This is a genomic window from Bradyrhizobium sp. HKCCYLRH2015, from assembly GCF_051168215.1.
Classification (GTDB): domain Bacteria; phylum Pseudomonadota; class Alphaproteobacteria; order Rhizobiales; family Xanthobacteraceae; genus Bradyrhizobium.
In genome coordinates this window covers 224,937-248,389 of sequence record NZ_JBNPUO010000003.1, presented here as the reverse complement: position 1 = coordinate 248,389, position 23,453 = coordinate 224,937, and the positions used below count along the sequence as shown (strand labels likewise).

At 67.2% G+C, this 23,453-nt stretch carries 22 protein-coding genes and 1 tRNA gene; 18 read left to right on the top strand and 5 right to left on the bottom strand.

The features are described from left to right. Nucleotides 1-106: 106 nt before the first annotated feature. On the bottom strand, nt 107-430 hold the full coding sequence (locus ACQR1H_RS09150; RefSeq protein ID WP_434907441.1) for a hypothetical protein: 324 nt from the start codon (nt 428-430) through the stop codon (nt 107-109). A gap of 451 nt (nt 431-881) precedes the next feature. Continuing rightward, nucleotides 882-1,040 carry a hypothetical protein gene (locus ACQR1H_RS09145; RefSeq protein ID WP_434907440.1) on the bottom strand — a complete coding sequence of 53 codons (159 nt, stop codon included), beginning with the start codon at nt 1,038-1,040 and terminating at the stop codon, nt 882-884. A gap of 196 nt (nt 1,041-1,236) precedes the next feature. Here ACQR1H_RS09145 and ACQR1H_RS09140 point away from each other — a divergent pair, with 196 nt between their 5' ends. The 8 genes from ACQR1H_RS09140 to ACQR1H_RS09105 all read left to right on the top strand — a co-directional run bounded on the left by ACQR1H_RS09140 (nt 1,237) and on the right by ACQR1H_RS09105 (nt 10,780). Continuing rightward, on the top strand, nt 1,237-2,667 hold the full coding sequence (locus ACQR1H_RS09140) for an SWIM zinc finger family protein (RefSeq protein WP_434907439.1): 1,431 nt from the start codon (nt 1,237-1,239) through the stop codon (nt 2,665-2,667). A 2-nt stretch (nt 2,668-2,669) separates the two neighbouring features. Beyond that, entirely contained in the window at nt 2,670-4,064 is a 1,395-nt protein-coding gene (locus tag ACQR1H_RS09135; RefSeq protein ID WP_434907438.1) for a DUF5691 domain-containing protein, read from the top strand. Between the two features lie 29 nt (nt 4,065-4,093). Beyond that, nucleotides 4,094-5,197 (top strand): ATP-binding protein, encoded by a 1,104-nt coding sequence (locus tag ACQR1H_RS09130; protein ID WP_316239458.1) that lies wholly within the window; start codon nt 4,094-4,096, stop codon nt 5,195-5,197. A 1-nt stretch (nt 5,198) separates the two neighbouring features. Beyond that, on the top strand, nt 5,199-7,580 hold the full coding sequence (locus tag ACQR1H_RS09125; RefSeq protein WP_434907437.1) for a DUF5682 family protein: 2,382 nt from the start codon (nt 5,199-5,201) through the stop codon (nt 7,578-7,580). Further along, on the top strand, nt 7,577-8,767 hold the full coding sequence (locus ACQR1H_RS09120; protein WP_434907436.1) for a vWA domain-containing protein: 1,191 nt from the start codon (nt 7,577-7,579) through the stop codon (nt 8,765-8,767). Before ACQR1H_RS09125 ends, ACQR1H_RS09120 begins: the two co-directional genes overlap by 4 nt. Further along, complete coding sequence (locus ACQR1H_RS09115) at nt 8,768-8,929, top strand: hypothetical protein (RefSeq protein ID WP_315800467.1); 162 nt, start codon at nt 8,768-8,770, stop codon at nt 8,927-8,929. Continuing rightward, nucleotides 8,926-9,750 (top strand): NAD(+)--dinitrogen-reductase ADP-D-ribosyltransferase, encoded by an 825-nt coding sequence (locus ACQR1H_RS09110; RefSeq protein WP_410051421.1) that lies wholly within the window; start codon nt 8,926-8,928, stop codon nt 9,748-9,750. The genes ACQR1H_RS09115 and ACQR1H_RS09110 overlap by 4 nt, the downstream gene beginning before the upstream one ends. Before the next feature lie 106 nt (nt 9,751-9,856). Beyond that, on the top strand, nt 9,857-10,780 hold the full coding sequence (locus ACQR1H_RS09105; protein WP_434907435.1) for a cobaltochelatase CobT-related protein: 924 nt from the start codon (nt 9,857-9,859) through the stop codon (nt 10,778-10,780). A gap of 28 nt (nt 10,781-10,808) precedes the next feature. On the opposite strand, the gene hisC is transcribed toward ACQR1H_RS09105, so the two are convergent. The 3 genes from hisC to ACQR1H_RS09090 form a co-directional block, all read right to left on the bottom strand. Further along, a complete protein-coding gene (gene hisC / locus ACQR1H_RS09100; protein WP_434886839.1) occupies nt 10,809-11,876 on the bottom strand; it encodes a histidinol-phosphate transaminase in 1,068 nt (355 codons plus the stop codon). Between the two features lie 93 nt (nt 11,877-11,969). Further along, a tRNA-Arg gene (locus ACQR1H_RS09095) sits at nt 11,970-12,046 on the bottom strand. Between the two features lie 270 nt (nt 12,047-12,316). After that, nucleotides 12,317-13,792, bottom strand: a complete 1,476-nt coding sequence (locus ACQR1H_RS09090) for a sensor histidine kinase (RefSeq protein WP_315715364.1) — start codon at nt 13,790-13,792, stop codon at nt 12,317-12,319. 500 nt (nt 13,793-14,292) lie between these two features. Between ACQR1H_RS09090 and rpmH the strand changes: the two genes are divergently transcribed. The 10 genes from rpmH (at nt 14,293) to dapE (ending at nt 23,441) form a co-directional block, all read left to right on the top strand. Then, nucleotides 14,293-14,427, top strand: coding sequence for a 50S ribosomal protein L34 (gene rpmH, locus ACQR1H_RS09085; protein WP_006609582.1), 135 nt, complete (start codon nt 14,293-14,295; stop codon nt 14,425-14,427). A 31-nt stretch (nt 14,428-14,458) separates the two neighbouring features. Beyond that, nucleotides 14,459-14,860, top strand: coding sequence for a ribonuclease P protein component (gene rnpA, locus ACQR1H_RS09080; RefSeq protein ID WP_315800470.1), 402 nt, complete (start codon nt 14,459-14,461; stop codon nt 14,858-14,860). Between the two features lie 22 nt (nt 14,861-14,882). Continuing rightward, the gene (gene yidC, locus ACQR1H_RS09075) at nt 14,883-16,748 is read left to right on the top strand and encodes a membrane protein insertase YidC (protein WP_315800471.1); all 1,866 of its coding nucleotides are present in this window, start codon (nt 14,883-14,885) and stop codon (nt 16,746-16,748) included. 184 nt (nt 16,749-16,932) lie between these two features. Continuing rightward, on the top strand, nt 16,933-17,592 hold the full coding sequence (gene yihA, locus ACQR1H_RS09070) for a ribosome biogenesis GTP-binding protein YihA/YsxC (protein ID WP_315800472.1): 660 nt from the start codon (nt 16,933-16,935) through the stop codon (nt 17,590-17,592). After that, nucleotides 17,589-17,960, top strand: a complete 372-nt coding sequence (locus ACQR1H_RS09065) for a DUF423 domain-containing protein (protein WP_316183285.1) — start codon at nt 17,589-17,591, stop codon at nt 17,958-17,960. Before yihA ends, ACQR1H_RS09065 begins: the two co-directional genes overlap by 4 nt. 75 nt (nt 17,961-18,035) lie before the next feature. Beyond that, complete coding sequence (argB, locus tag ACQR1H_RS09060; protein ID WP_315800474.1) at nt 18,036-18,932, top strand: acetylglutamate kinase; 897 nt, start codon at nt 18,036-18,038, stop codon at nt 18,930-18,932. Between the two features lie 125 nt (nt 18,933-19,057). Continuing rightward, nucleotides 19,058-20,116 (top strand): DUF1036 domain-containing protein, encoded by a 1,059-nt coding sequence (locus ACQR1H_RS09055; RefSeq protein WP_316239487.1) that lies wholly within the window; start codon nt 19,058-19,060, stop codon nt 20,114-20,116. Between the two features lie 220 nt (nt 20,117-20,336). Beyond that, complete coding sequence (locus tag ACQR1H_RS09050) at nt 20,337-21,032, top strand: pyrimidine 5'-nucleotidase (protein ID WP_434838493.1); 696 nt, start codon at nt 20,337-20,339, stop codon at nt 21,030-21,032. Between the two features lie 349 nt (nt 21,033-21,381). Then, complete coding sequence (gene dapD, locus ACQR1H_RS09045; protein ID WP_315800476.1) at nt 21,382-22,227, top strand: 2,3,4,5-tetrahydropyridine-2,6-dicarboxylate N-succinyltransferase; 846 nt, start codon at nt 21,382-21,384, stop codon at nt 22,225-22,227. A 59-nt stretch (nt 22,228-22,286) separates the two neighbouring features. Continuing rightward, complete coding sequence (dapE, locus tag ACQR1H_RS09040) at nt 22,287-23,441, top strand: succinyl-diaminopimelate desuccinylase (protein WP_434894915.1); 1,155 nt, start codon at nt 22,287-22,289, stop codon at nt 23,439-23,441. The last annotated feature ends 12 nt before the right edge of the window (nt 23,442-23,453 follow it).

The following is a 23,453-nucleotide window of genomic DNA, read 5'->3' as shown; positions in this document are numbered from 1 at the left end:
TGAGATAACGCGGGACGCGGCAACATCGTCGGCGGATCCGAGCATGCAGATAAATAACAAGGCCCCGCATCTGCGGGGCCTTGCATCGTATGCTCGGGCGGCGGTCTCAGTCGTTGTCCCAGGAGCCGTCGGAATAGCCGTCGCGGTAGCCGGACAGATAGCCGTCGCCATAGTTGCCGTCGTCCGCATCATACTCATAGACGCGGTGACCACGATAGACGACCCGCGGCGGCGGATAGTCCTCGTAGCTGTCGACATAGGTCGGTGCGGAACGGGCGGTTGCCGCAGACCCGATCAGGGCTCCGATCGCCAGACCGCCGACGACGCCGGCGGCGACCGCCGCTCCGCGATTTCCGCCGGCGTTGGCCGGCGTGGCGATCGTGCCCGCGATGGTCGAGGCCACGATCATGAGCGCGCAAATTCGTTTCATTGGGTTCTCCTTGCGATCGGCTCAGCCGTCGTTGCGGGAGACTCGTGGCTGCGGCTTACAGCATCATTACAAACGGCGCAGCGAGAGTGTGAGCGCGAGCGTGACGCCAGGTCCATCATGGCAGGCCGTTCGGACGTGTGGGGCTGGGACACAAACCGAACGGCCCACTCACTGGACTCCGACGACGTTCGAAGCCATGCGGCGCCAGCTCATGATGGAAGGTGCCGCAGGTGGGACGGAGCCGACCTGATCTGGTCGGGCTTCAGGGCTGCGACGCCGCTCCAATGTCTTTCCGATCGGGCATCACATCGAGAGACGGCGAGCATTGGCTCATCATGCCCCGCTGTCGATGGTGAAACCGATGTGATGTCGGTCGTAAGGACGCTTCGGAGTTAGCGTCACGCGCCTTACCGCAGGATTACAGTCCGACGCAGACGATCCGGGCATCTCATCAGTGCATGACCGGGAACAATTCCCGCGCGTTTGAACAGCCGGCTTCGACGTGATGGACGACGACGAGCCAGGCAGCGCGCCATTGCGCTTCAAACGCCAACTGTTTCGCCTGCGCAGCGACAATGTCGTTCCGTCCGAGCCGCAGCGTCGAAGGCATCGACGTCCGCCGCATGTGCGCCCGGGAAATATCGCAATTCTGCCGACGTGCGCGTCACAAGCCGAGCGTTGCACGCTTTGCCCAGTCCGTGCGACGCGAAAGGAAATCGGCGGGCGGCGCGCTCGAATTGTTGTGCGGCTCCACAACCATCTGCTAGGGAGTGCGGCATCGCGCGATCAGCCGGTTGGGAGAGTGGGTGTCTCTGACACGCGAACGAATCGAAGGGCTGGCGCCTGATCAGGCCTCACTCGCCGCAGCGCTGAAGCTGGTGAAGCCCGCCAACTGGCCGGTGCTGGCCGCGAGCAGCGATGCCGAGGTGCTGTGGGGCGAATGCCAGGGCTCCGGCGCGACACCGTATCGCGTGGTCACGGCAGCCGAAGGCAGCGGCTACAAATGCACCTGCCCCAGCCGCAAGTTTCCCTGCAAACATGTGCTGGCGGTGCTGTGGCTGCGGGTCGACAAGCCGGAGCGGTTCGAGACCACCAGCCCGCCGCAATGGGTCGACGACTGGAGCGCGCGGCGGCGCGGCTCGAGCGGCCGCGCGCCGGGCAAGCCGAAGCCGGAGGGCGATGATGCGGGCGCGCCGCCTTCGCTCGATGCTGCGCTGGCAGAGACCGCGACGATTGCTCCCGCCGATCCAAAGGCTGCCGCGCGCGCCGAGGCGCAACGCCAGCGCATCAGGGCCGAGCGCGAGGCCGCGATCCTCGCCGGGCTCGACGAACTGGAGCGCTGGATCGCGGATCAGCTCAACCAGGGGCTTGCCGATTTCGCTACCCGCGCCGCATCCGCCGCGCGCACGCTGTCGACACGGCTGGTCGATGCCAAGGCCGGCGGCCTCGCTGCGCGGCTCGATCAGCTCTCGTCCGAACTGTTTCGTGTCCGCGAGGATCGTCGCGCCGATCTCGCCATCGAGCAGCTCGGCACGATGACCTTGATCGCCTCGGCCTACCGGCATCAGGACCGCCTGCCGGCGCCGCTGCGCGAGGATGTCCGACGCGCGGTCGGCTGGTCGCTGCGCCGCGAGGAGCTGCTGGCGGACGCCGCGGCGCCGCGCGCAAGCAGCGTGTGGATCGTTGCCGCCAACCTGTCCGAGGTGCAGCCGGACAAGCTGCGCAGGCTCGAGACATGGCTCGTCAACACTGGCGATGACCTCAGCCAGCCGCGCGCCGCGGTGCTGGTCGATTTCGTGCCGGTGTCCGGCGGCGGCGCCGGATTTCCGTTCGCGCCCGGGGAGACCATCGACGGCGAGGTCGTGTTCTATCCGTCCGCCGCGCCGTTGCGCGGGCTGCTGGCGAGCCGCAAGACCGCAGCGACCGCGACCTGGCCGCGGCCGCTGCCCGGGCTCGCACCAGCGCTGCAGGACTACACCGCGCGGCTCGCCGCGCTGCCGTGGCTCGATCGCTGGCCGCTGCTGCTTGCGGGCGTCACGCTCCACACCGCCGGCAAGGGCGCGCTCGCCATCACCGACAAGGCCGGAGATGCGATCGCGGTGGAACGCAGCCAGTTCGACCAGCTGACCCCGCTGCTCGGCCTCGACGACCTGTCGCTGCTGTGTCTGTGGGACGGCCGCGTTGCGCAGGTGCTCGCCACCGAAACGGCGCTCGGCCGCTGGCATCACGAGGGCTGACGATGGCGAGCGCAATCGATCCCCAGAGCCATGCCCGCCTGCGCCAATCCTTCCTGCTTGGCCTGGCGCGGCAGCCCTTGACGACCCCGCCTGCGATCGCCGAGCTGTTGCCGCAAGGACGCGAGCCGGCGCTGCCGCTGCTGGCGCTGGCGGCGCAATGGCAGCGCTTTGCCGGCGCGACGGCGCCTGTCGCCGATCCCCTGGCGGATGCCGCCCTGCGGCTGCACCAGGACGCGCGGCCCATCCTGCCCGAACCGGCGCGGCGCGCGCTCAGGGCCTTGGCGCGCAGCGTCGAGAAGTCGCTCGCGCCGAGCGCGTTGCCGCTCGCGCTGCGCCGTATCCAGGCCGCGGGCTGCCGGCCGCATCCGTTCGATCTGCCGGATCTCGTGCCGCACATCAAGGCCAACGCCGAGGACCAGGGCCTCGCCGAGCGCGCCTATCTGGCGCTGATCGCCTCCGACGCCGATGACGACGCGACGAAGGGCCTGTTCTTCGAACGCATCACCCTGGAGAACTGGACCACCTTCCCGAAGGCGCAGCGGCGCGCCTTCGTCGCGGAGCAGCGCCGCAACAATCCCGCCGACGGCCGCGCGCTGATCGAATCGGTGTGGAAGAGCGAGCCCGCGCCGGTCCGCGCTGCGCTGCTCGATGCGCTGATGGTCGGCCTCGGCCCCGACGACCAGCCGTTTCTGGAGAGCCTGAGCGCCGATCGCGCCGACAGCATCAAGCAGATCGCCGCACAGCTCCTCACGCGCATCGCCGAACGCGCCCAGCGCGGCACCCGGCTGACCGAGGCCGCGCAATGCTTCCAGCGCGCGGGCTCGTTCCTCGCCAAGATCGGCCTCGGCTCGGCATCGACAGTGACCTTCAAGCTGCCGGCCGACGGCCTGAAATGGCAGGAGGCCGAGGCGTTGCGCGAGCGGCTGTTCGGCGGACTGCAACTGACCGCTCTCGCCGGGGCGGTCGGCGTGTCGCCCGAGGCGCTGATCGCCGCACTGCCGCCATCCGAGCACCGCGTGCTCATGCTGTTGATGGATGCCGCCGCAGCCGAGGGCGACGACAACACCGTGCTGCGCATCATCGGCGCGCGCCTCTGCGGCGGCGACGCGCTGCACGGATATGCGCTGATGTCGCTCGCGGCGAAGGCCCGCCAGCCGCTCGCAGCGGAGGTCGCCGAACGCGTGCTTGGGTCGCAAGTCTGGCAGAAGGCGATCCAGGACCTCGCCGACGCGACGACGCCGGCGGCGCAGAAGGACGACGGCCGGCTGGTGCTCATGGCTGCGCTGATGCCGCGCGCGACGATGCCCACCTTCATCGCCACGCTCACGCCGCTGTCCCCCGCCACCGCGCGGGCGGCCAAGGATTTCGCCGACCTCGTTCTCGCGTTGCCGACGTAACGCGCAATCAAAATGTCCGGAGCACACCCATGACAAATGCCGATGCGAGCCCGACCGACGGCCAGTTGCGCCGCTCCGCGGAAGCATTGCATGCCCACGAGCTCGAGGCGCTGGCGCAAGAGGACACGCGGGCGCGGCCGGCACAGTGGCGGCTGTCGCCGCAGGCGGTCGTGACCTATCTGATGGGCGGCCGCACCAAATCAGGGGTCGAGATCACGCCGAAATATATCGGCAACCGCCGGCTGATCGAGACCGCCGTGGCGACGCTCGCGACCGATCGCGCGCTGCTGATCCTGGGCGTGCCCGGCACCGCGAAATCGTGGGTCTCCGAACATCTCGCCGCCGCGATCTCCGGCTCGTCCGAGCTGATCGTGCAATGCACGGCCGGCACCGACGAGAACCAGATCCGCTACGGCTGGAACTACGCGTTGCTGCTCGCCAAGGGCCCGTCGCGCGAAGCCATGGTGGCGACGCCCCTGATGCGCGCGATGGAGGCGGGACGGATCGTGCGCTTCGAGGAGCTGACGCGCATGCCGTCGGACGTGCAGGACACGCTGATCACGGTGCTGTCGGAGAAGCTGATGCCGATCGCGGAGATCAACGACGCCGTGCACGCCCGGCGCGGCTTCAACATGATCGCGACGGCGAATGCGCGCGACAAGGGCGTCAACGAATTGTCCTCGGCGCTGAAGCGGCGCTTCAATGTCGTGGTGCTGCCGCTGCCCGCCGACCTGGATGAGGAGGTGAAGATCGTCACCAAGCGGGTCGGCGAGATCGGCGGCGGGCTGGAGCTGCCGACAATCGCGCCGGCCGACCAGGAGATCATGCGCATCGTCACGGTGTTCCGCGAGCTGCGCGACGGCCAGACGCTCGACGGCCGGCTCAAGCTGAAGTCGCCGTCAGGCTCGCTGTCGACGGCGGAGGCGATCGCGGTGACGATCGGCGCCTGGGCGGAGGCCGGCCATTTCGGCTCCGGCGTGATCGACGCGCAGAGCATGGCGGCGAACCTCGTCGGCGCCATCGTCAAGGATCCGGTGCAGGACAAGGTCGTGCTGCAGGAATATCTTGAAACCGTGGTGCGCGAGCGCAAGCCATGGGCCGATCTCTACGGCGCGATCCGCGAAGTGATGTGACGTGGCCGCAGCTTCGCCCGATCGCCTGCACCTCCTCGGCATCCGTCATCACGGGCCGGGCTCGGCACGCGCGGTGCTGGCGGCGCTCGACGCCGCCGATCCGGCGGTCGTGCTGATCGAGGGTCCGCCGGATGCCGATGAGCTGATCTCCTTCGCCGCATCGCCGGCGATGGTGCCGCCCATCGCCTTGCTGGTCCATGCGCAGGACGATGCGAGCAACGCCAGCTTCTTCCCGTTCGCGGTGTTCTCGCCGGAATGGCAGGCGATCCGCTGGGCGCTGGCGAAGCAGCGACCGGTCCGCTTCATCGATCTGCCGGCATCGCATCGGCTGGCCGAACGGGCCAAGGCGGCGAAGCCGGAGAGCGATGAAGGCAAGGCCACGCCGGAGGACGCCAACGCGGCTGCGCAGGAGCAGCCCGAGGCCACCGATCCGGAGCTGGCACAGATCCGGCGCGATCCGCTGGCCTATCTCGCGACGCTCGCCGGCTATGACGACAGCGAGTCCTGGTGGAACGCGATCGTCGAGCAGGGCACGCATGGACCGGAGATCTTTGCGGCGCTGGAAGCTGCCATCGCGGCGTTGCGCGAGACGATCGATCCCCTGCCCTATCAGCCGGCCGATGAAGCCCAGCGCGAGCTGCGCCGCGAAGCGCACATGCGCCTGGAAATCGCAGCGGCGCTGAGCGCGCAGGACGGCACGGTCGCCGTTATCTGCGGCGCCTGGCACGTGCCGGCGCTGCGCAAGAAGGTCGCGCTGAAGGATGATCGCGCATTGCTGAAGGGATTGCCGCAGATCAAGGTGACCGCGACGTGGGTGCCCTGGACCGAGACGCGGCTCGCCGCGAGCTCCGGCTATGGCGCCGGCGTGATCTCGCCCGGCTGGTACGCGCATCTCTGGCAAGGATTGCAGCACGGTCAGGTCGCCGCGCTCGACGCTACCGGCTTCACGACCCGCTGGCAGGCGCGCGTCGCCGAACTGTTGCGCCGGAATGGCCGGCCGGCATCGACGGCCACCGTGATCGAGGCGTCGCGGCTGGCGATCACGCTGGCCGCGTTGCGCGACGTCGCTTTGCCGGGACTGGCCGAGATGCGCGAGGCGAGCCTTGCCACGCTTTGCGAAGGCGAGACGGCGCCGTTCCGCCTGATCGAGCAGCAGCTCATCATCGGGCAACGTGTCGGCGAGATCGACGACAGCGTGCCGCAGATGCCGCTCGCCGCCGATCTCGCGCGCTGGCAGCGCAAGCTGAAGCTGAAGCCCGAGGCGCTCGACACCGACATCGCGCTCGACCTGCGCAGCGAGGCAGGGCTTGCCAAGTCGCAGCTCCTGCATCGCCTCGCGCTGATCCAGGTGCCGTGGGGACGGTTGCAGGGATCGGGACAGAGCCGCGGCACCTTTCGCGAGAACTGGCGGCTGCGCTGGGAGCCGGAATTCTCGGTTCGTCTGGTCGAGGCGCTGGTGCACGGCACGACCGTCGCGCAGGCCGCAGGCAACGCCGCCGTCACCCACGCGCAGGCGGCGACCTCGTTGAACACCGTCGCGGACCTCGTGCGCGGCTGTCTCGAAGCGGGTCTGAGCGAGGCGGCCGAAACGACGATCGCGCTGCTGCAACAGCGCTCGGCTGCGACCAGCGACGTTGCCGACCTCACCGAGGCCGTGCCGCCGCTCGCCGAAATCCTGCGCTACGGCACCGCGCGGGCGCTGCCGACCGAGGCGCTGCGCCTGCTGGTGACCAGCCTCGTCGAGGCGATCTGTGCCGGCCTCGTCTATGCCTGCCGCAACCTGCAAGCCGACGTCGCCGCCGATCTGCGCGGCAGGCTGGCGCGGCTCGACGTCGCGATCGGGCTGATCGAGGATCGCGGCCTGCGCGACGGCTGGAGCCGCGCGCTGCTGCATGTCGCCGCCGATGCGGCAGCGCATCCGCTGGTGAAGGGCCTGGCGGGCCGCCTGCTGTACGATCAGGGCATCGTCTCACCGGAGCAGGCCGCGCTGGCACTGTCGCGCGCGCTCTCCCACAGCGTGCCGACCCTGGAGGCCGGCGACTGGCTCGACGGGTTTCTCGGCCAGAGCGGCCAGGTGCTGCTGCACGACCAGATGCTGCGCCGGATCATCGACGGCTGGCTGGCTGCGATCGACGACGAGGCGTTCAACAACCTGCTGCCGGTGATGCGCCGTGCCTTCGCGAGCTTCGACCGCAACGAGCGGCGGCGCCTGCTCGACGAGCTGGCCAGGCAGCGGCCGCTGGCCGTCGCTTCCACTTCAGATGCGAGTCCGCTGCAGCCGCTCGCAGCGCTGTCGGCCAGCGCTGCCGGCTTCGATGCGGCTCTGCCCTTGCTGTTGACCATCCTGGGCGCCGACCGGCCGATCAAGGAGGCCAATCGATGAGCGACGACGCTGCTGCCGAGCGCAACCGCCGCTGGCGCCTCGTGCTCGGCGGCGACGACCAGGCCGGCCTGTCCGATCGCGATCGGCGGCTCGATGCGGCGCTGGCCGGACTCTATGACGCCGGCTCCGGCGGCAAGCGCGGCGGGGGCCGACGTGGCGGCCTCGGCGGCTCGGCGCCGCGCGTGGCGAGCTGGCTCGGCGACATCAGGGAGTTCTTTCCCGCGCCGGTCGTGCAGGTGATCCAGAAGGACGCGTTCGAGCGGCTCGGTCTGAAGGAGATGCTGCTGCAGCCGGAGTTCCTCGCCGCCCTCGAAGCCGACGTGCATCTCGTCGCCGACCTGATGGCGCTGCGCGCGGTGATGCCGGAGAAGACCAAGGCGACGGCGCGCCAGGTCGTCGCCAGGGTGGTGAAGGAGCTGATGGAAAAGCTCGACGCCCGCACCACCGAGACGATCCGCGGCGCGGTCGACCGCCGCCGCCGCACCCGCCGGCCGCGCGCCGGCGACATCGACTGGCCGCGCACGATCGGCAGGAATCTGCGCCACTGGCAGGCCGAGCATCGCACCATCGTGCCGGAGACATTGATCGGGCATGCGCGCGCCGCGCGCCGGACCAATCTGGAGGAGGTGATCCTCTGCGTCGACCAGTCGGGCTCGATGGGCACCTCCGTCGTCTACTCCTCGATCTTCGCCGCGGTGCTGGCCTCGATCCCGGCGATCGCGATGAAGCTCGTGGTGTTCGACACCAACATCATCGACCTCACCGAGGAGCTGGCCGATCCGGTCGAGGTGCTGTTCTCGGTGCAGCTCGGCGGCGGCACCGACATCAATCAGGCGCTGGCCTATTGCGAGCGCCTGGTCCGCGAGCCGGCGCGGACGCACATGGTGCTGATCAGCGATCTCATCGAGGGCGGCATCGCCGAGCAGATGCTGGCCCGCGCCAAGGCGCTGGTCTCGTCGGGCGTGAACCTGATCGTGCTGCTGGCGCTCAACGACGACGGCCGTCCGGCCTATGACGGCAAGCATGCCGCAATCCTGGCCTCGCTCGGCTGCCCGGTGTTCGCCTGCACGCCGCACCAGTTTCCGGAGTTGATGGCAACCGCGCTGAAGCGCCAGGACATCTGGTCGTGGGCCGCAGCACAGGACATCAAGCTGGTGCGGCCGGAGGACGGCGTCTCGGGCGTGTGAATGAAGCGCCTGGTTCTCATCTGCATCCTGCAACTCGGGCGCTATGCGGTCCTGCCCGTGGTCGGTTTGGCCGGCGGATTGCTGGTCATCTGGCTGATGCTCCTCGACGACTCCACGAGGATTGCGCTCTCGGCCTGCCACACGGCATCATGCCGGCCATGAACGACGCAGCACAGCGCGCCCACCGCGGCATCGGCCATTCGACCAATCTCGTCGGGCGTCCCTCCGCGTGGCTGGCGAGCTGTGCCTTCAACGACAGCGCGGTGCCGCTGCACATCTGGGGCGTCACGGAGATGAACCCCAGCCTGTTCACGATGCTCGACCAGGCCGAACATCTCGCCGAAGCCGGCGAAGCCTTCACCACCTACATGATGGCGATGTTCGGCCTCGATCCTGAGCAACGCGCCACGACGTCCGGCGGCCAGCGGCGTTTCCGCTCGTCCTTCCTGCGGCTGATCCAGGGCTGGGGCTTCGACAGCAACGGCCCGGAAGGCGCCGTGCTCAAGGGCTGGGTCGAGAGCCGGTTCGGCCTCGGTCCGTCCTACCACAAGGAGATCATCGAACGCGTGGCAAGCCGGGCCTGGACGACCTATGTCCAGGAGAAGATGTCGAGCCGCTTCCACAACAATGCAATCTGGGTGCAACTCGATCTGCTGTTCGAATTCTGCCAATGGGCGATCCGCCGCTTCGCCTTTCCGGACGAGACGCATCTGACGCTGCATCGCGGCGTCAATTCGTTCGACGAGCATTGGATCGTGGAGCAAACGACACGGCGCGAGGCGGTGGTCCGGCTCAACAACCTCGTCTCGTTCTCCTCCGACCGCGACACTGCGGGCTGCTTCGGCGACATGATTCTCACCGCGAGGATTCCCGTCAGCAAGATCGTGTTCTTCAACGGCCTGCTGTCGTCACATGCGCTGAAGGGCGAAGGCGAATACCTCGTGATCGGCGGCGACTACCGCGTGAGCGTCGACTATGTGTGAGCGGATCGCAGCATGACCGCGCCCGATGTCGAGGAACGCGCGAGGAGACGAGCCGTGACGACGCGCGCTGGAGACCGCCCCGGTGTGGCGTGACGTCTCCCTGACGATGTTCCTGAGCGCGCTGATTGCGCTGACGATCTGGATTGTCCTGCCGCCGCGCCGCAAGGCGAAGCGACAATCGGTGCCATTCGATCCCTCGCGAGGGTACCAAGTCTACACCCGGGAGTTCGATGTCGAAATCAGCGCCGAGGAGCTGGACGGCTTCCTGGCCGCGCTCGGCGATCCAGATCGAAGCTGGTCGAAGCGCTATCCCGCGGCAGATCCAGCGCCGTTGTTCGCGCTCGAAAATGAGTTGGCCGCGCGACCCGCGACGGACGGCGAGCCGCCTGCGTCGATCGAGGCAGACGATATCTTGGTGTCGCTGCTGATCGATCATTCCGGATCGATGCGCGGAGATCCCATTCTGTTCGCGGCCCGCGCCGCGCTGGTCGCCTCCGATCTGCTGAAGCGCATCGGCGCCAAACACGAGGTGCTCGGCTTCACCACCGCCCACTGGAAGGGCGGCCGGAGCCGGGAGAAATGGCTGAAGGACGGGCGGCCGCCTTATCCAGGGCGGCTGAACGACTTGTTGCATATCGTCTATTGCAGCGCCGACGAGACATTGACCGCGCGACACGCCGCGGCGATGCTGATCCCAGGACTTCTCAAGGAAAACATCGACGGCGAAGCCATCGCCTGGGCGTCCGCGCGCCTGCGACAACGCGCGGAGCGGTACAAATATTTGATCGTGCTGTCCGACGGCGCGCCGATGGACGACTCCACGCTGATGGAGAACGGCGAGCGCTATCTTCATCATCACCTGCCCGAGCAGATCCGCCGGATCGAGGCTGCAGGTGACATTCGGATCGCGGCGATCGGAATCGGCCACCCCGTCGACCGCTACTACGGCAGCGGAGTGATGATCGGCTCTCCCGAGGAGTTGGAGAGCACGGTGGTGGCTCGCATCGAGCGACTGTTGGCAAGTGTCTGAGACGTTCGCACGCGCCTCTGCAAACGGCTCAACCGTTCTTCGCCAGCACCTCGCGCAGCGCGTCCGTCAGCCGCGCAAGCTCCGTCTCCGAGCCGATCGTGATGCGCAGATAGTTCGCGATCCGCGGGGCGGTGAAATGGCGGACGAGCACTGCGCGCTGGCGCAAGGCTGCGGACAGCGCCTGGCCGGAATGGTCCGGATGCCGGGCGAAGACGAAATTGGCGCTGGACGGCAGCACCTCGAAGCCGAGCCGAACCAGCGCAGCGGTGAGGTCGGCGCGGTTCTTCATGATGACCGAGCGCGCCTGCTGGAAGTGCGCCTCGTCCTCAATCGCGGCGATCGCGCCGGCCTGGGCGGGCCGGCCGAGCGGGTAGGAGTTGAAGCTGTCCTTGACCCGCGTCAGGCCCTCGATCAGCGCGGCATCGCCGATCGCATAGCCGACGCGGAGTCCTGCGAGCGCGCGCGATTTCGACATCGTCTGCACCACCAGCAGGTTGGGGTAGTCGCGGATCAACGGAATCGCGGTCTCGGCGCCGAAATCGACATAGGCCTCGTCGATGACGACGGCCGCGTCGCGACGCGCCGCCGCGAGTCGCGCGATCTCGGCGCTCGGCAGCGCGATGCCCGTCGGTGCGTTCGGATTGGCGATGATCACCGGGCCGGGGCGACCGACATAATCGTCGATACGCACGCGCATCTCGGCATTGAGCGGAACGGTCGTGTAGTCGATGCCGAGCAGGCGACAATACACGGGATAGAAGCTGTAGGTCACGTCGGGGAACAGCAGCGGCGCGGGTTGCTTCAGGAGCGCCGCGAAGGTGTGCGCGAGCACCTCGTCCGAGCCGTTGCCGACGAACACCTGCTCCGGTGAGACCTTGTGATAGGCCGCGAGCGCCTCGCGCAGCTGCGTTGCCTGCGGATCCGGATAGAGCCGCAAGGTGTCGGCAGCGGCCGCCCGTATGGCCTCGATCGCCTTGGGCGAGGGTCCGAACGGGCTCTCATTGGTGTTGAGCTTGACCAGGCCCGGGATCTGCGGCTGCTCGCCGGGCACATAGGGCGACAGCCCATGAACGAGCTCTGACCAGAAGCGACTCACGATTGTTCTCCTGCGCACCCGAGATCCGCCGATCGACGCATCGATCGGAAGCGATGGTCGTGCGAACTGAACGTGGTGTGGATCATCGGCAAATGGCGCGCCCGGAACGATTCGAACGTCCGACCCTCAGATTCGTAGTCTGATGCTCTATCCAGCTGAGCTACGGGCGCGTTTTTCGCATTTGGCAGGCTCCGGGCCAGGGGCCGGATCCCGGAAGGCCGGAGCGGCAAACGCCGGCAGGCCTCGCGAAGGGCCCCTGACTAACGGCTCGGAGACCGCTTGGCAAGGCTGGAGCGGGACATTTTGAGACCATTTTTCCGCAGACGCGCCGGCGCGGTTCGGCATGGCCGGAGCGGACGGGCTTCGTTCCGACACGCCAGGAGTTCCGGGCTCGACGCCTGCGGCATCGCCCGCCGGAATGGCAGGTGGGCCGGTCCGGTTCAGGCGCTGGCGCGCTCGGTCCAGAAGGTCTGCAGCTCGACAGGGCGGTCAGGGATCGTGATTCGGAAGGTGGCCCCCAGGGTCCCTTCGACCAGTTGGATGTCGCCATCATGGGCCCGGACCAGTTCGGCCGCGATCGCAAGGCCCAGCCCCGAGCCGCCCGGACGACCGGCACCGCGGAAGGCCTCGAACAGGTGCTCTCGCACCTTCGCCGGAACACCGGGACCCGTGTCCGAGACCTCCAGAATCGCCACCCCGCCCTCGCGGCGGCCGGTGATGCGGATCTGGCGCACGCCCGCATCCGCCGCGAGGCTGTCCAGGGCCTGGGCGGCATTGCGCACCAGGTTGAGCAGCACGCGGAACAACTGGTCGGGATCGGCATCGATCTTCAGCCCGCGCTCGATCGCCGCGATCCAGGTGATCGAGGCATCCGGCGACAGGCCGGCGGTCTCCCGCACCTCCGCGACGACGGGCTCGACCACCACCATGCGGCGGTCCGGCGCCGGCTCCTGCACCTTGCCGTAGGACAAGGTCGACTGGCAGAACGCGATGGCGCGCTCCAGCGAGCGCATCAGCTTCGGCGCGAAGCGCTGCACCCGCGGATCTGGCACGCTGGCGAGCTGGTCCGACAGCAGTTGCGACGAGGCCAGCAGGTTGCGCAGGTCGTGGTTGATCTTGGACACGGCGAGGCCGAGCGCGGCGAGCCGGCTCTTCTGATGCAGCATCGAGACGAGGTCGCGCTGCATGTCGGCAAGCTCGCGCTCGGCGACGCCGATCTCGTCGGAACGCTGGCTCGGCACGATGATTCGCGCCACGCTCTCCGGATTTTCGTGGAAGCCGACGAGGCTCGCGGTGAGGCGCCGCATCGGCCGCACGAACAGGAAATGCAGAGCAAGATAGACCAGCGCCGCGGTCAGCACCGCCAGCAGCAGCGACACGCCGAGCAGGTTGCGCGAGAACCGGTACATCGCCTTGCGCAGCGGCTTCTCGTCGGTGACCACCTCGATGAACTGGGCCCGGCCCGGCGCCGGCCCGATCACGCGCATGGTGTGATCGCCGGTCTCCGTCATCATCGTCAGCGAATTCACGATCGACGACCACGCCGTCATGTCGCGCATGTCGAAGTCGTGGTCGATCGAGGCGGGCAGGTCGGCGCTCGCGAGCAGGCGGCGCTGCTGGCCCATCTTGATGGCGACGCCGCGCGCGTTAATGGAGGTGAGGATCTGCCGCGCCAGCGAATCCGGCACCATGCCGGACGGTGCGGCGTCGAGCACCAGCGCAGCGGTATTGGCGGCCGCCAGGCGGTCGTTGAGCCGGTTGGTCCAGAAATTGGCGATCGCCGGCACGTAGATCAGCACCTCCGCGATCATCACCAGCGGAATGGTCAACAGCAGCAGCTTTCCAGACAAGCCGAGCCGGCGCGACCGTTTCGGTCGCAGACGCTCCAGGATTGGCTGGTTGTCGCTCTCGGTCACGTATCGCCCTTGTAAGAGACACCCCCACCCTTACGGGACCGCAAGATGGGACTGCACCGGAGTCCGGTCAAATTACGGATCGCTCATGTTCCGGTTTCCAAATCGTTCATAATGGAACCCAAAACTGCATGATCTCTGACATCTTCAACCCCGCCGCGCCGAGGCTATTCTTGCCTTCGTCTTGTGCGCAGGGTCTTGCGTTCTCGTCCTGCCTCGTGTCGTTCGCGACGCTGACCCGCGGCTGGTGACGAAGGTCTTTACGAGATCTCGGCGTCGTCGATCCCTGCACCGCCTATGACGCCTTGCCGCGATTGACGAAGGCGGGACGCTCCCTTATAAGCCGCGCCAACCGTCCGCGATGACCCGGCTCGCCCGGGAGCGGCTCGATTTCAGGGCCGGCAGCGGTCCATTTCGGGCCCGGAAGCATCACCGGACATCAATCGACATTTCAAGCAGGCAAGTTGTCAACTGGCAAATTGCCCGTCAGCGGAGAACGACCCGTGAAGCGGACTTATCAACCCAGCAAACTGGTGCGCAAGCGCCGTCACGGCTTCCGCGCCCGTCTCGCCACCACCGGCGGCCGCAAGGTCCTTGCCGCGCGTCGCGCCCGGGGCCGCAAGCGTCTCAGCGCCTGAAGCCAGGGCGTCTGTCCCGGAGATTTCCATCATGGATCGGCTACGGCAGCGGGCGGACTTCCTCGCCGTTGCCGATGGCGTGCGGGCGAACAGCCCTGCCTTCGTGGTCCAGCGCCGGGAACGGCCGGACCAGGGCCCGGTCCGGATCGGCTTTACCGTCACCAAGAAGAATGGCACCGCCACGGAGCGTAATCGTATCCGTCGGCGGTTGCGCGAGCTTGTGAAACGGCTCGATCCCTTGTCGATGCGGCCGCACAGTGACTACGTGCTGGTCGGCCGGCGGGATGCCCTGTCACGCGATTTCCAGACCATGCTCGCCGACCTCCAGGCGACGCTCCGCCGCCTCGACCGGCCGCAGGCCAAGCCGCAGCCGCGCAAGCTGAACCAGCAGAACGCTTCCGCTCCGGACGCGCATTCCCGCAAACCGGATTGAACGACGAGACGATAAGAAAACGATGACCGACAATCGCAACACCATCCTCGCCGTCATTCTATCCGGCCTCGTGCTGATCCTGTGGCAGGTCTTCTACAACGGCCCGCAGATGGAGAAGCAGCGCGCGCAGGCGCAGATGCAGGCCGAACTCGCCAAGAAGCAGGCGCCGGCAACCCAGCCCGACAGCGCCGCGCCGTCAGCCACCCCGCAGCCGGGCGCGACCGCGACCGGCAGCCCGAGCGCGCCGGGCGGCGCCGTGACCAGCACCGGCGTGATGCCGCGCGACACCGCCATCGCCGCCACGCCGCGCGTCAAGATCGACACGCCGCGGCTGACCGGCAGCATCTCGCTCAAGGGCGCGCGGATCGACGATCTGGCCTTCGTGCAGTACCGCGAGACGGTCGATCCGAAATCGCCGGCGATCGTGCTGTTCTCGCCGTCCAACACCGCCGAACCCTATTACGCCGAGTTCGGCTGGGTGAACGCCGCCGGCGCCAAGGTGCAGGTGCCCGACCAGAACACGGTCTGGCAGCAGGACGGCTCGAATGCGCTGACGCCGTCGACCCCGGTGAAGCTGACCACTACCAACGGCGACGGCCTGACTTTCCAGCGCACCATTTCCGTCGACGACCACTATCTCTTCACCATCAAGGATGACGTCACCAATGCCGGCAACGCGCCGGTGACGCTGTATCCCTACGGCCTGATCTCGCGCCACGGCACGCCGCACGTGTCCGGCTACTACATCCTGCACGAAGGCCTGATCGGCTATCTCGGCGAGAAGGGCCTGCAGGAATTCACCTACAAGAAGATGGACGACGAGAAGGCGGCGAAGTTCGACGTCACCAATGGCTGGCTCGGCATCACCGACAAATATTGGGCGGCGGCGCTGCTGCCGATGACGGATGCCCGCCTGCAGGCGAACTATTCGTCGAAGCTGGTCGACAACCAGCATCGCTACCAGACGGACTATGTCGAGACCCCGCAGACGGTGCCGGCCGGCGGCTCGACCAGCGTCTCCACGCGGCTGTTCGCCGGCGCCAAGGAGGCCGGCGTCGTCGGCATCAACTTCCCGATCGGCGGCCTCGGCGGCTACAACCAGAAGCTCGGGCTGAACCATTTCGATCTCCTGATCGACTGGGGCTGGTTCTACTTCCTGACCAAGCCGATGTTCCTGGCGCTCGACTTCTTCTTCCGTTTCTTCGGCAATTTCGGCATCTCGATCCTGCTGGTGACGGTGCTGGTGAAGCTCCTGTTCTTCCCGCTCGCCAACAAGTCCTACGCCTCGATGGCCAAGATGAAGGCGATCCAGCCGCAGCTCCAGGCGCTCAAGGAGCGCTATCCGGACGACCGGATGAAGCAGCAGCAGGAGATGATGGAGATCTACAAGAAGGAGAAGATCAACCCGGTCGCCGGCTGTCTGCCGGTCGTGCTGCAGATCCCGGTGTTCTTCTCGCTCTACAAGGTGCTGTTCGTCACCATCGAGATGCGACACGCGCCGTTCTATGGCTGGATCAAGGACCTCTCGTCGCCGGATCCGACCAATCTGTTCACGCTGTTCGGGCTCCTGCATTTCGATCCGACCCAGCTGCCGCTGTTCGGGCATTACCTCGCGCTCGGCATCTGGCCGATCATCATGGGCATCACGATGTGGTTCCAGATGAAGCTGAACCCCACGCCGCCCGATCCGACCCAGGCGATGATCTTCAACTGGATGCCGCTGATCTTCACCTTCATGCTCGCGGGCTTCCCGGCCGGTCTCGTGATCTACTGGGCATGGAACAACACGCTGTCGGTGCTGCAGCAGGGCTTCATCATGCGCCGCAACGGCGTCAAGGTGGAGCTGTTCGACAACATCCGCGGCACGTTCAGAAAAAAAGCGGCTTGACGACCAAGGCGGTGTGAGCTGCTGAAGCAACGAACCATCTACCGTGATGGCCGGGCTTGTCCCGGCCATCCACGTTTTGATATCCCGCGCAATGGGCGTGGATGCCCGGGCCTTCGCCGCGCCGAAGGGGCTTCGGCCCCGCAGGCGGGTCAAGCCCGGGCATGACAAAGAGCGAAGGCTTGTCATGACCACCAGCGCCGATGCAGACGACCGCCTGATCGAGAAAGGCCGCAAGCTGTTTGCGCAGGCGTGGCGCTTCACGCACGCATCGCCGTCGATCGAAAGCCTGCCGCCGATGGGGGCGATCGAGGTCGCCTTCGCCGGCCGCTCCAATGTCGGCAAATCCAGCCTGATCAACGCGCTGACCGGCCAGAACGCGCTGGCGCGCACCTCGCATACGCCGGGCCGCACCCAGGAGCTGATCTTCTTCGAGGGGCCCGAGCATGCGCCGCTGCGGCTGGTCGACATGCCCGGCTATGGCTATGCCGCCGCGGCGAAGACCAAGGTCGCGTCCTGGACCGAGCTGATTCACAAATTCCTGCTCGGCCGCGCCTCGCTCGCCCGCGTCTATGTGCTGATCGATGCCCGTCATGGGCTGAAGGAAGTCGATCAGGAGATCCTCAAGACGCTGGACCGGTCCGCCGTCAGCTATCAGCTCGTCCTGACCAAGGCCGATCAGATCAAGCCGGCCGAGCTCGCAAGCCGGATCGCCGAGACCGAGGCCGCGCTCGCCAAGCATCCGGCGGCGTTCCCGCAGGTGCTGGCGACGTCGTCACGATCCGGCACCGGCATGCCGGAGCTGCGCGCCGCCATGGTGCGGCTGCTGGAAGAGCGGAGCACATGATGACGCCGTGGCGAATCCTGGTCGCAATGGCCGGGCTGATGGGCGCCGCCGGCGTCGCGCTGGCGGCCAAGGCCGCGCACGATCCCGATGCATCCCGGCTCGCGACCGCCTCGACCATGCTGCTGTTCCATGCCTGCGCCCTGCTCGGCACCATCGCGCTGGCCGAACGCGGCGTCGTCGCGAGGCGCATCGGCCTGGCCACGGCGATCGGCTTCGTGCTCGGCCCAGCCCTGTTCGCGGGCGACCTCCTGATGCGGCAGTTCACCGGCGACCGGCTGTTTCCGTTCGCAGCACCGATCGGCGGCAGCCTGCAGATCGCGAGCTGGCTCGCACTCGCGGTCTGCGCGCTGTGGCCGCGGCGGGCCTGATCCGGCGCTTTGCGCCGCGGGCTCCAATCGGCTAGAACGCGGCGCGACGCCCCTGACAGCCGAGACCTCCCAGACATGACCGACGCGACCACCATCAGCCCGCTCGATCAGGCCCGCATCCTGTCCGAAGCACTCCCGCACATGCAGGAGTATGACGACGAAACCATCGTCATCAAATATGGCGGCCACGCCATGGGTGACGAGGACACCGCGAAGGCGTTTGCGCGCGACATCGTGCTGCTCGAGCAGACCGCGATCAACCCGGTGGTGGTGCATGGCGGCGGGCCGCAGATCGCGACCATGCTCAAGCGCCTCGGCATCGTCTCGGAATTCGCGGCCGGCCTGCGCATCACCGATGCCGCGACCATCGAGATCGTCGAGATGGTGCTGGCCGGCTCGATCAACAAGCAGCTGGTCGGTTACATCAACGAGGCTGGCGGCAAGGCCGTCGGGCTGTGCGGCAAGGACGGCAACATGGTGCGCGCCGTCAAGGCGACCCGCACCATGGTCGATCCCGACAGCCACATCGAGAAGGTGGTCGATCTCGGCTTCGTCGGCGAGCCGGACAAGGTCGATCTCACGCTGCTGAACCAGCTGATCGGCTACGAGCTGATCCCGGTGCTGGCGCCGCTCGCGACCTCGAAGGAGGGCCAGACCTTCAACGTCAATGCCGACACCTTCGCCGGCGCCGTCGCCGGCGCGCTGAAGGCCAAGCGGCTGCTGCTGCTGACCGACGTGCCCGGCGTGCTCGACAAGTCGAAGAAGCTGATCCCGGAAATCTCGATCAAGGACGCGCGCAAGCTGATCGCCGACGGCACCATCTCCGGCGGTATGATCCCCAAGGTCGAGACCTGCATCTACGCGCTCGAGCAGGGCGTGCAGGGCGTCGTCATCCTCGACGGCAAGGTGTCGCACGCGGTGCTGCTCGAGCTGTTCACCAACCAGGGCACGGGCACGCTGATCCACAAGTGATGGATACGGCCGCCACCACATTAAAGGTCGTCATGCCCGGGCTTGACCCGCCTGCGCGGCCGAAGCCGCTTCGGCGCGGCGAAGGCCCGGGCATCCACGCCTTACTCTCTGGTGCTCGCAAAAAGATGGATGGCCGGGTCAAGCCCGGCCATGACGGCGGAGAGGGTGGACGAGCGAAGTCCATCCTGGCGCGCGCTTTACTTGCCCTAACGGTCCTCCTTCCGCTCCTCGCCTTCACCACCCCTGCCCGCGCCGACCTCAAGCTCTGCAATCGCATGAGCTACGTTGTGGAGGCCGCAATCGGCATCGACGAGAAGGCGGCGACCGCGACGCGCGGTTGGTTCCGGCTCGATCCGGCGACCTGCCGCGTGGTGCTGCAGGGGACGCTGACCGCCGACCGCATTCTCTTGCATGCGCGTGCGCTCAGCCTCTACGGCGCGTCGCCGCTCGCCGAGAACGGCAACGACCAGCTGTGCGTGGCGCCTGACAATTTCGTCATCGCCGCCGCCCGGCAGTGCCGCACCGGGCAGACGCCGGCGGCCTTCACACAGGTCACGCCGAGCAAGACCGATGACGGCACCCTGATCGCCTATCTCGCCGAGAGCGCCGAATATGACGACGAGCAGGCGCGGCTCGCCGGCATCCAGCGGCTGCTCGGCATCGCCGGCTATGACGCCTCACCGATCGACGGCGTCGACGGACCGAAGACGCAGGCCGCGCTCGCGGCGTTCCTGAAAAGCCGCGGCTTGTCTTCTGATGTCGTGTCGCAGCCGAGCTTCTTCGCCACGATGGTCGATGCGGTGCAGACACCATCCCCGGTGGGACTGACCTGGTGCAACGACACACCGCACAAGGTCATGGCGGCGGTCGGCACCGACGACGGCCGCACCGTGGTGAGCCGCGGCTGGTACCGGATCGATGCCGGCAAGTGCCTGCATCCCGACATCACCGGACAGCCGAAGAAGGTCTACAGCTTCGCCGAGGCGGTCGACGATGAGAACCGCACCATCAAGCTGAAGAACAAGCCGCTGAACTGGGGCGGCCTGGTGCAGCTCTGCACCCGCGAGAACAAGTTCGAGACCTCCGAGCAGGGCGACTGCCCGAGCCGCGGCTTCGCGGCCACCGGCTTCACTTCGGTCGACATCACCCGCGGCGGCAAGACGCTGCGGTTTGCGTTGCCGTGATGGACGCATCGATGAGTCCCGGGATACCGCAACAAATTCCGCCGTCATCCCGGCGAACGCCGGGATCCATAGCCACCGGCCGTGGTTTGGGCCGCCAGCGTCAGCCATCCTGCCTCAAGACAGATCACGCGGTATGGGTCCCGGCGTTCGCCGGGACGACAGCGGAATATGCCGCGCCACTGTGGCCGAATGAACCCACGCATGATGGACCGAGGCACACATGACAAAGTCCCCCCGCGCCTTCGATCACGTCGACACCTGGGTGTTCGATCTCGACAACACGCTGTATCCGCATCACGTCAATCTGTGGCAGCAGGTCGATGCCAGGATCGGCGAATTCGTGTCCAACTGGCTCAAGGTCGATGCGGACGAAGCGCGCCGCATCCAGAAGGACTACTACCGCCGCTACGGCACCACGATGCGCGGCATGATGACCGAGCACGGCGTGCATGCCGACGACTTCCTGGCCTACGTGCACAAGATCGACCATTCGCCGCTGGAGCCGAACTCGGCGATGGGCGCGGCGATCGAGCGACTGCCTGGACGCAAGCTGATCCTCACCAACGGCTCGGTGGACCATGTCGGCGCGGTGCTGAGCCGGCTCGGCATCGCAGACCATTTCCACGGCGTGTTCGACATCATCGCCGCCGAATTGACACCGAAGCCCGCGCGCGAGACCTATGACAAATTCGTCCGGCTGCACGATGTCGATCCGACGCGCTCCGCAATGTTCGAGGACCTCTCCCGCAACCTCGTCGTCCCGCACGACCTCGGCATGACCACGGTGCTGGTGGTGCCCGACGGCACCAAGGAGGTCGTGCGCGAAGACTGGGAGCTGTCGGGCCGGGACGATCCGCATGTCGACCACGTCACGGATGATCTGACCGGGTTCTTGCAGCGGCTGCTGGCTGAATAGCTCCGCTGTCGTCCCGGACAAGCGAAGCGTCCGGCGGACATGAGATGCGATGGCCGTCCGACAAACTCAGCGTCGTCCCGGGCTTGACCCGGGACCCATAACCACAGGCGGATGTGTGGGGCACTCGAGTGGCTAAGGATGTGCCCAATATGTCTCCCTGTGGTTATGGGTCCCGGATCGGCGCTCGCGATATAAAGTCGTCTCAATAGCGACAGCCGGGCGCTCCGCTTGTCCGGGACGACGCCGGTGGGTGCCTTGACTCCCTTGCCCCAAACCCGGAAAAAGCCGCCCTGCTCCCAGCTTCTACAAGTCTATCCCGGTCGGCCCGGGACCAAGCGAGGATCGACCGATGTCACTGTCCGCCCTGGAATCCACCATCAACAGCGCCTTCGATGCCCGTGATGGCGTCTCGACCACGACCAAGGGCGAGGTCCGCGACGCCGTGGAGAGCGCGCTGGAGCTGCTCGACAAGGGCGAGGCCCGGGTCGCCGAGCGGGGCACGGACGGCAAGTGGAGCGTCAACCAGTGGCTCAAGAAGGCGGTGCTGCTGTCGTTCCGCCTCAACGACATGAGCGTGATCCCCGGCGGCCCCGGCCAGGCGTCGTGGTGGGACAAGGTGCCGTCGAAGTTCGAGGGCTGGGGCGAGAACCGTTTTCGCGACGCCGGCTTCCGCGCCGTGCCGGGCGCAATCGTGCGCCGCTCGGCCTTCATCGCCAAGAACGTCGTGCTGATGCCGTCCTTCGTCAATCTCGGCGCCTATGTCGACGAGGCGACCATGGTCGACACCTGGTCGACGGTCGGCTCCTGCGCCCAGATCGGCAAGCGCGTGCACATTTCCGGCGGCGTCGGCATCGGCGGCGTGCTGGAGCCGCTGCAGGCCGGTCCCGTGATCATCGAGGATGACTGCTTCATCGGCGCGCGCTCCGAGGTTGCCGAGGGCGTGGTCGTGCGCAAGGGCGCGGTGCTGTCGATGGGCGTGTTCCTGGGCGCGTCGACCAAGATCGTCGACCGCGAGACCGGCGAGGTTTTCGTCGGCGAGGTGCCGGAATATGCCGTCGTGGTGCCGGGCGCGCTGCCGGGCAAGCCGATGAAGAACGGCCAGATCGGCCCCTCCACCGCCTGCGCCGTCATCGTCAAGCGCGTCGACGAGCGCACCCGCTCCAAGACCTCGATCAACGAGCTGCTGCGCGACTGATCGTCCACGTTCGGGCGGCCGCACTAGCCGCCGCCCGAACGCCCATGTTAAGCGAGGGCATGACCGATGCCCTCACCATCACCCGCGACCTGATCCGCTGTCCCTCCGTGACCCCCGCCGATGCCGGGGCGCTCGGCGTGCTCGAGGACCTGCTGAAGCAAGCCGGCTTCCAGACCCATCGCGTGACCTTCTCGGAAGCGGGCACCGCCGACGTCGACAATCTCTACGCCCGGATCGGCACCGAGGGGCCGCACATCACGTTCGCCGGCCACACCGACGTGGTGCCGCCCGGCGACGAGGCTGCGTGGAGCCTTGGCGCATTCTCCGGCGAGGTCAAGGACGGCTACATCTATGGCCGTGGCGCCGTCGACATGAAAGGCGGCATCGCCTGCAGCGTGGCGGCTGCACTCGACTATCTGCGCGACAATGGTGGACGGCCGAAGGGCTCGATCTCGTTCCTGATCACCGGCGACGAGGAGGACGTCTCGATCAACGGCACCATCAAGCTGTTGAAATGGGCGGCCGAGCGCGGCGAGCGCTTCGACCATTGCGTGCTCGGCGAGCCGTCGAATCAAGAAGTCATGGGCGACTGCATCAAGATCGGCCGCCGCGGCTCGCAGTCCGGCACCCTGATCGTCGAGGGCAAGCAGGGCCACGTCGCCTACCCGCACCGCGCCTCCAACCCGGTCCCGGATATCTCGCGCCTGATCGTCGCGCTTTCGGACGAGCCGCTCGACCATGGCAGCGCGCAATTCCAGCCGTCGAACCTCGAATTCACCACGGTCGACGTCGGCAACACCGCGACCAATGTCATCGCGGGACTGGCGCGGGCGAAGTTCAACATCCGCTACAACGACTGCCATACGCAGGAGTCGCTGCGCGCGCTGGTCGAGCAGCGGCTGGCCAAGGCCTGCGGCAACAGCATCCGCGCCTACATCGACTGGCTGCCGTCGAACTCCAACGTGTTCCTGACCAAGCCCGGACCGTTCACCGACCTCGCGGTTGCCGCGATCGAGAGCGTGACGGGCCGCAAGCCCGAGCTATCGACCACCGGCGGCACCTCGGACGCGCGCTTCATCTCGAGCTACTGCCCGGTGATCGAGTTCGGCCTGGTCGGCCAGACCATGCACCAGATCGACGAGCGCGCCTCGGTCGCCGACATCGCCACCCTGACGAAGATCTATCGCGGCATTCTCGATCGCTACTTCGCGTGAGCGGCGTGCCGC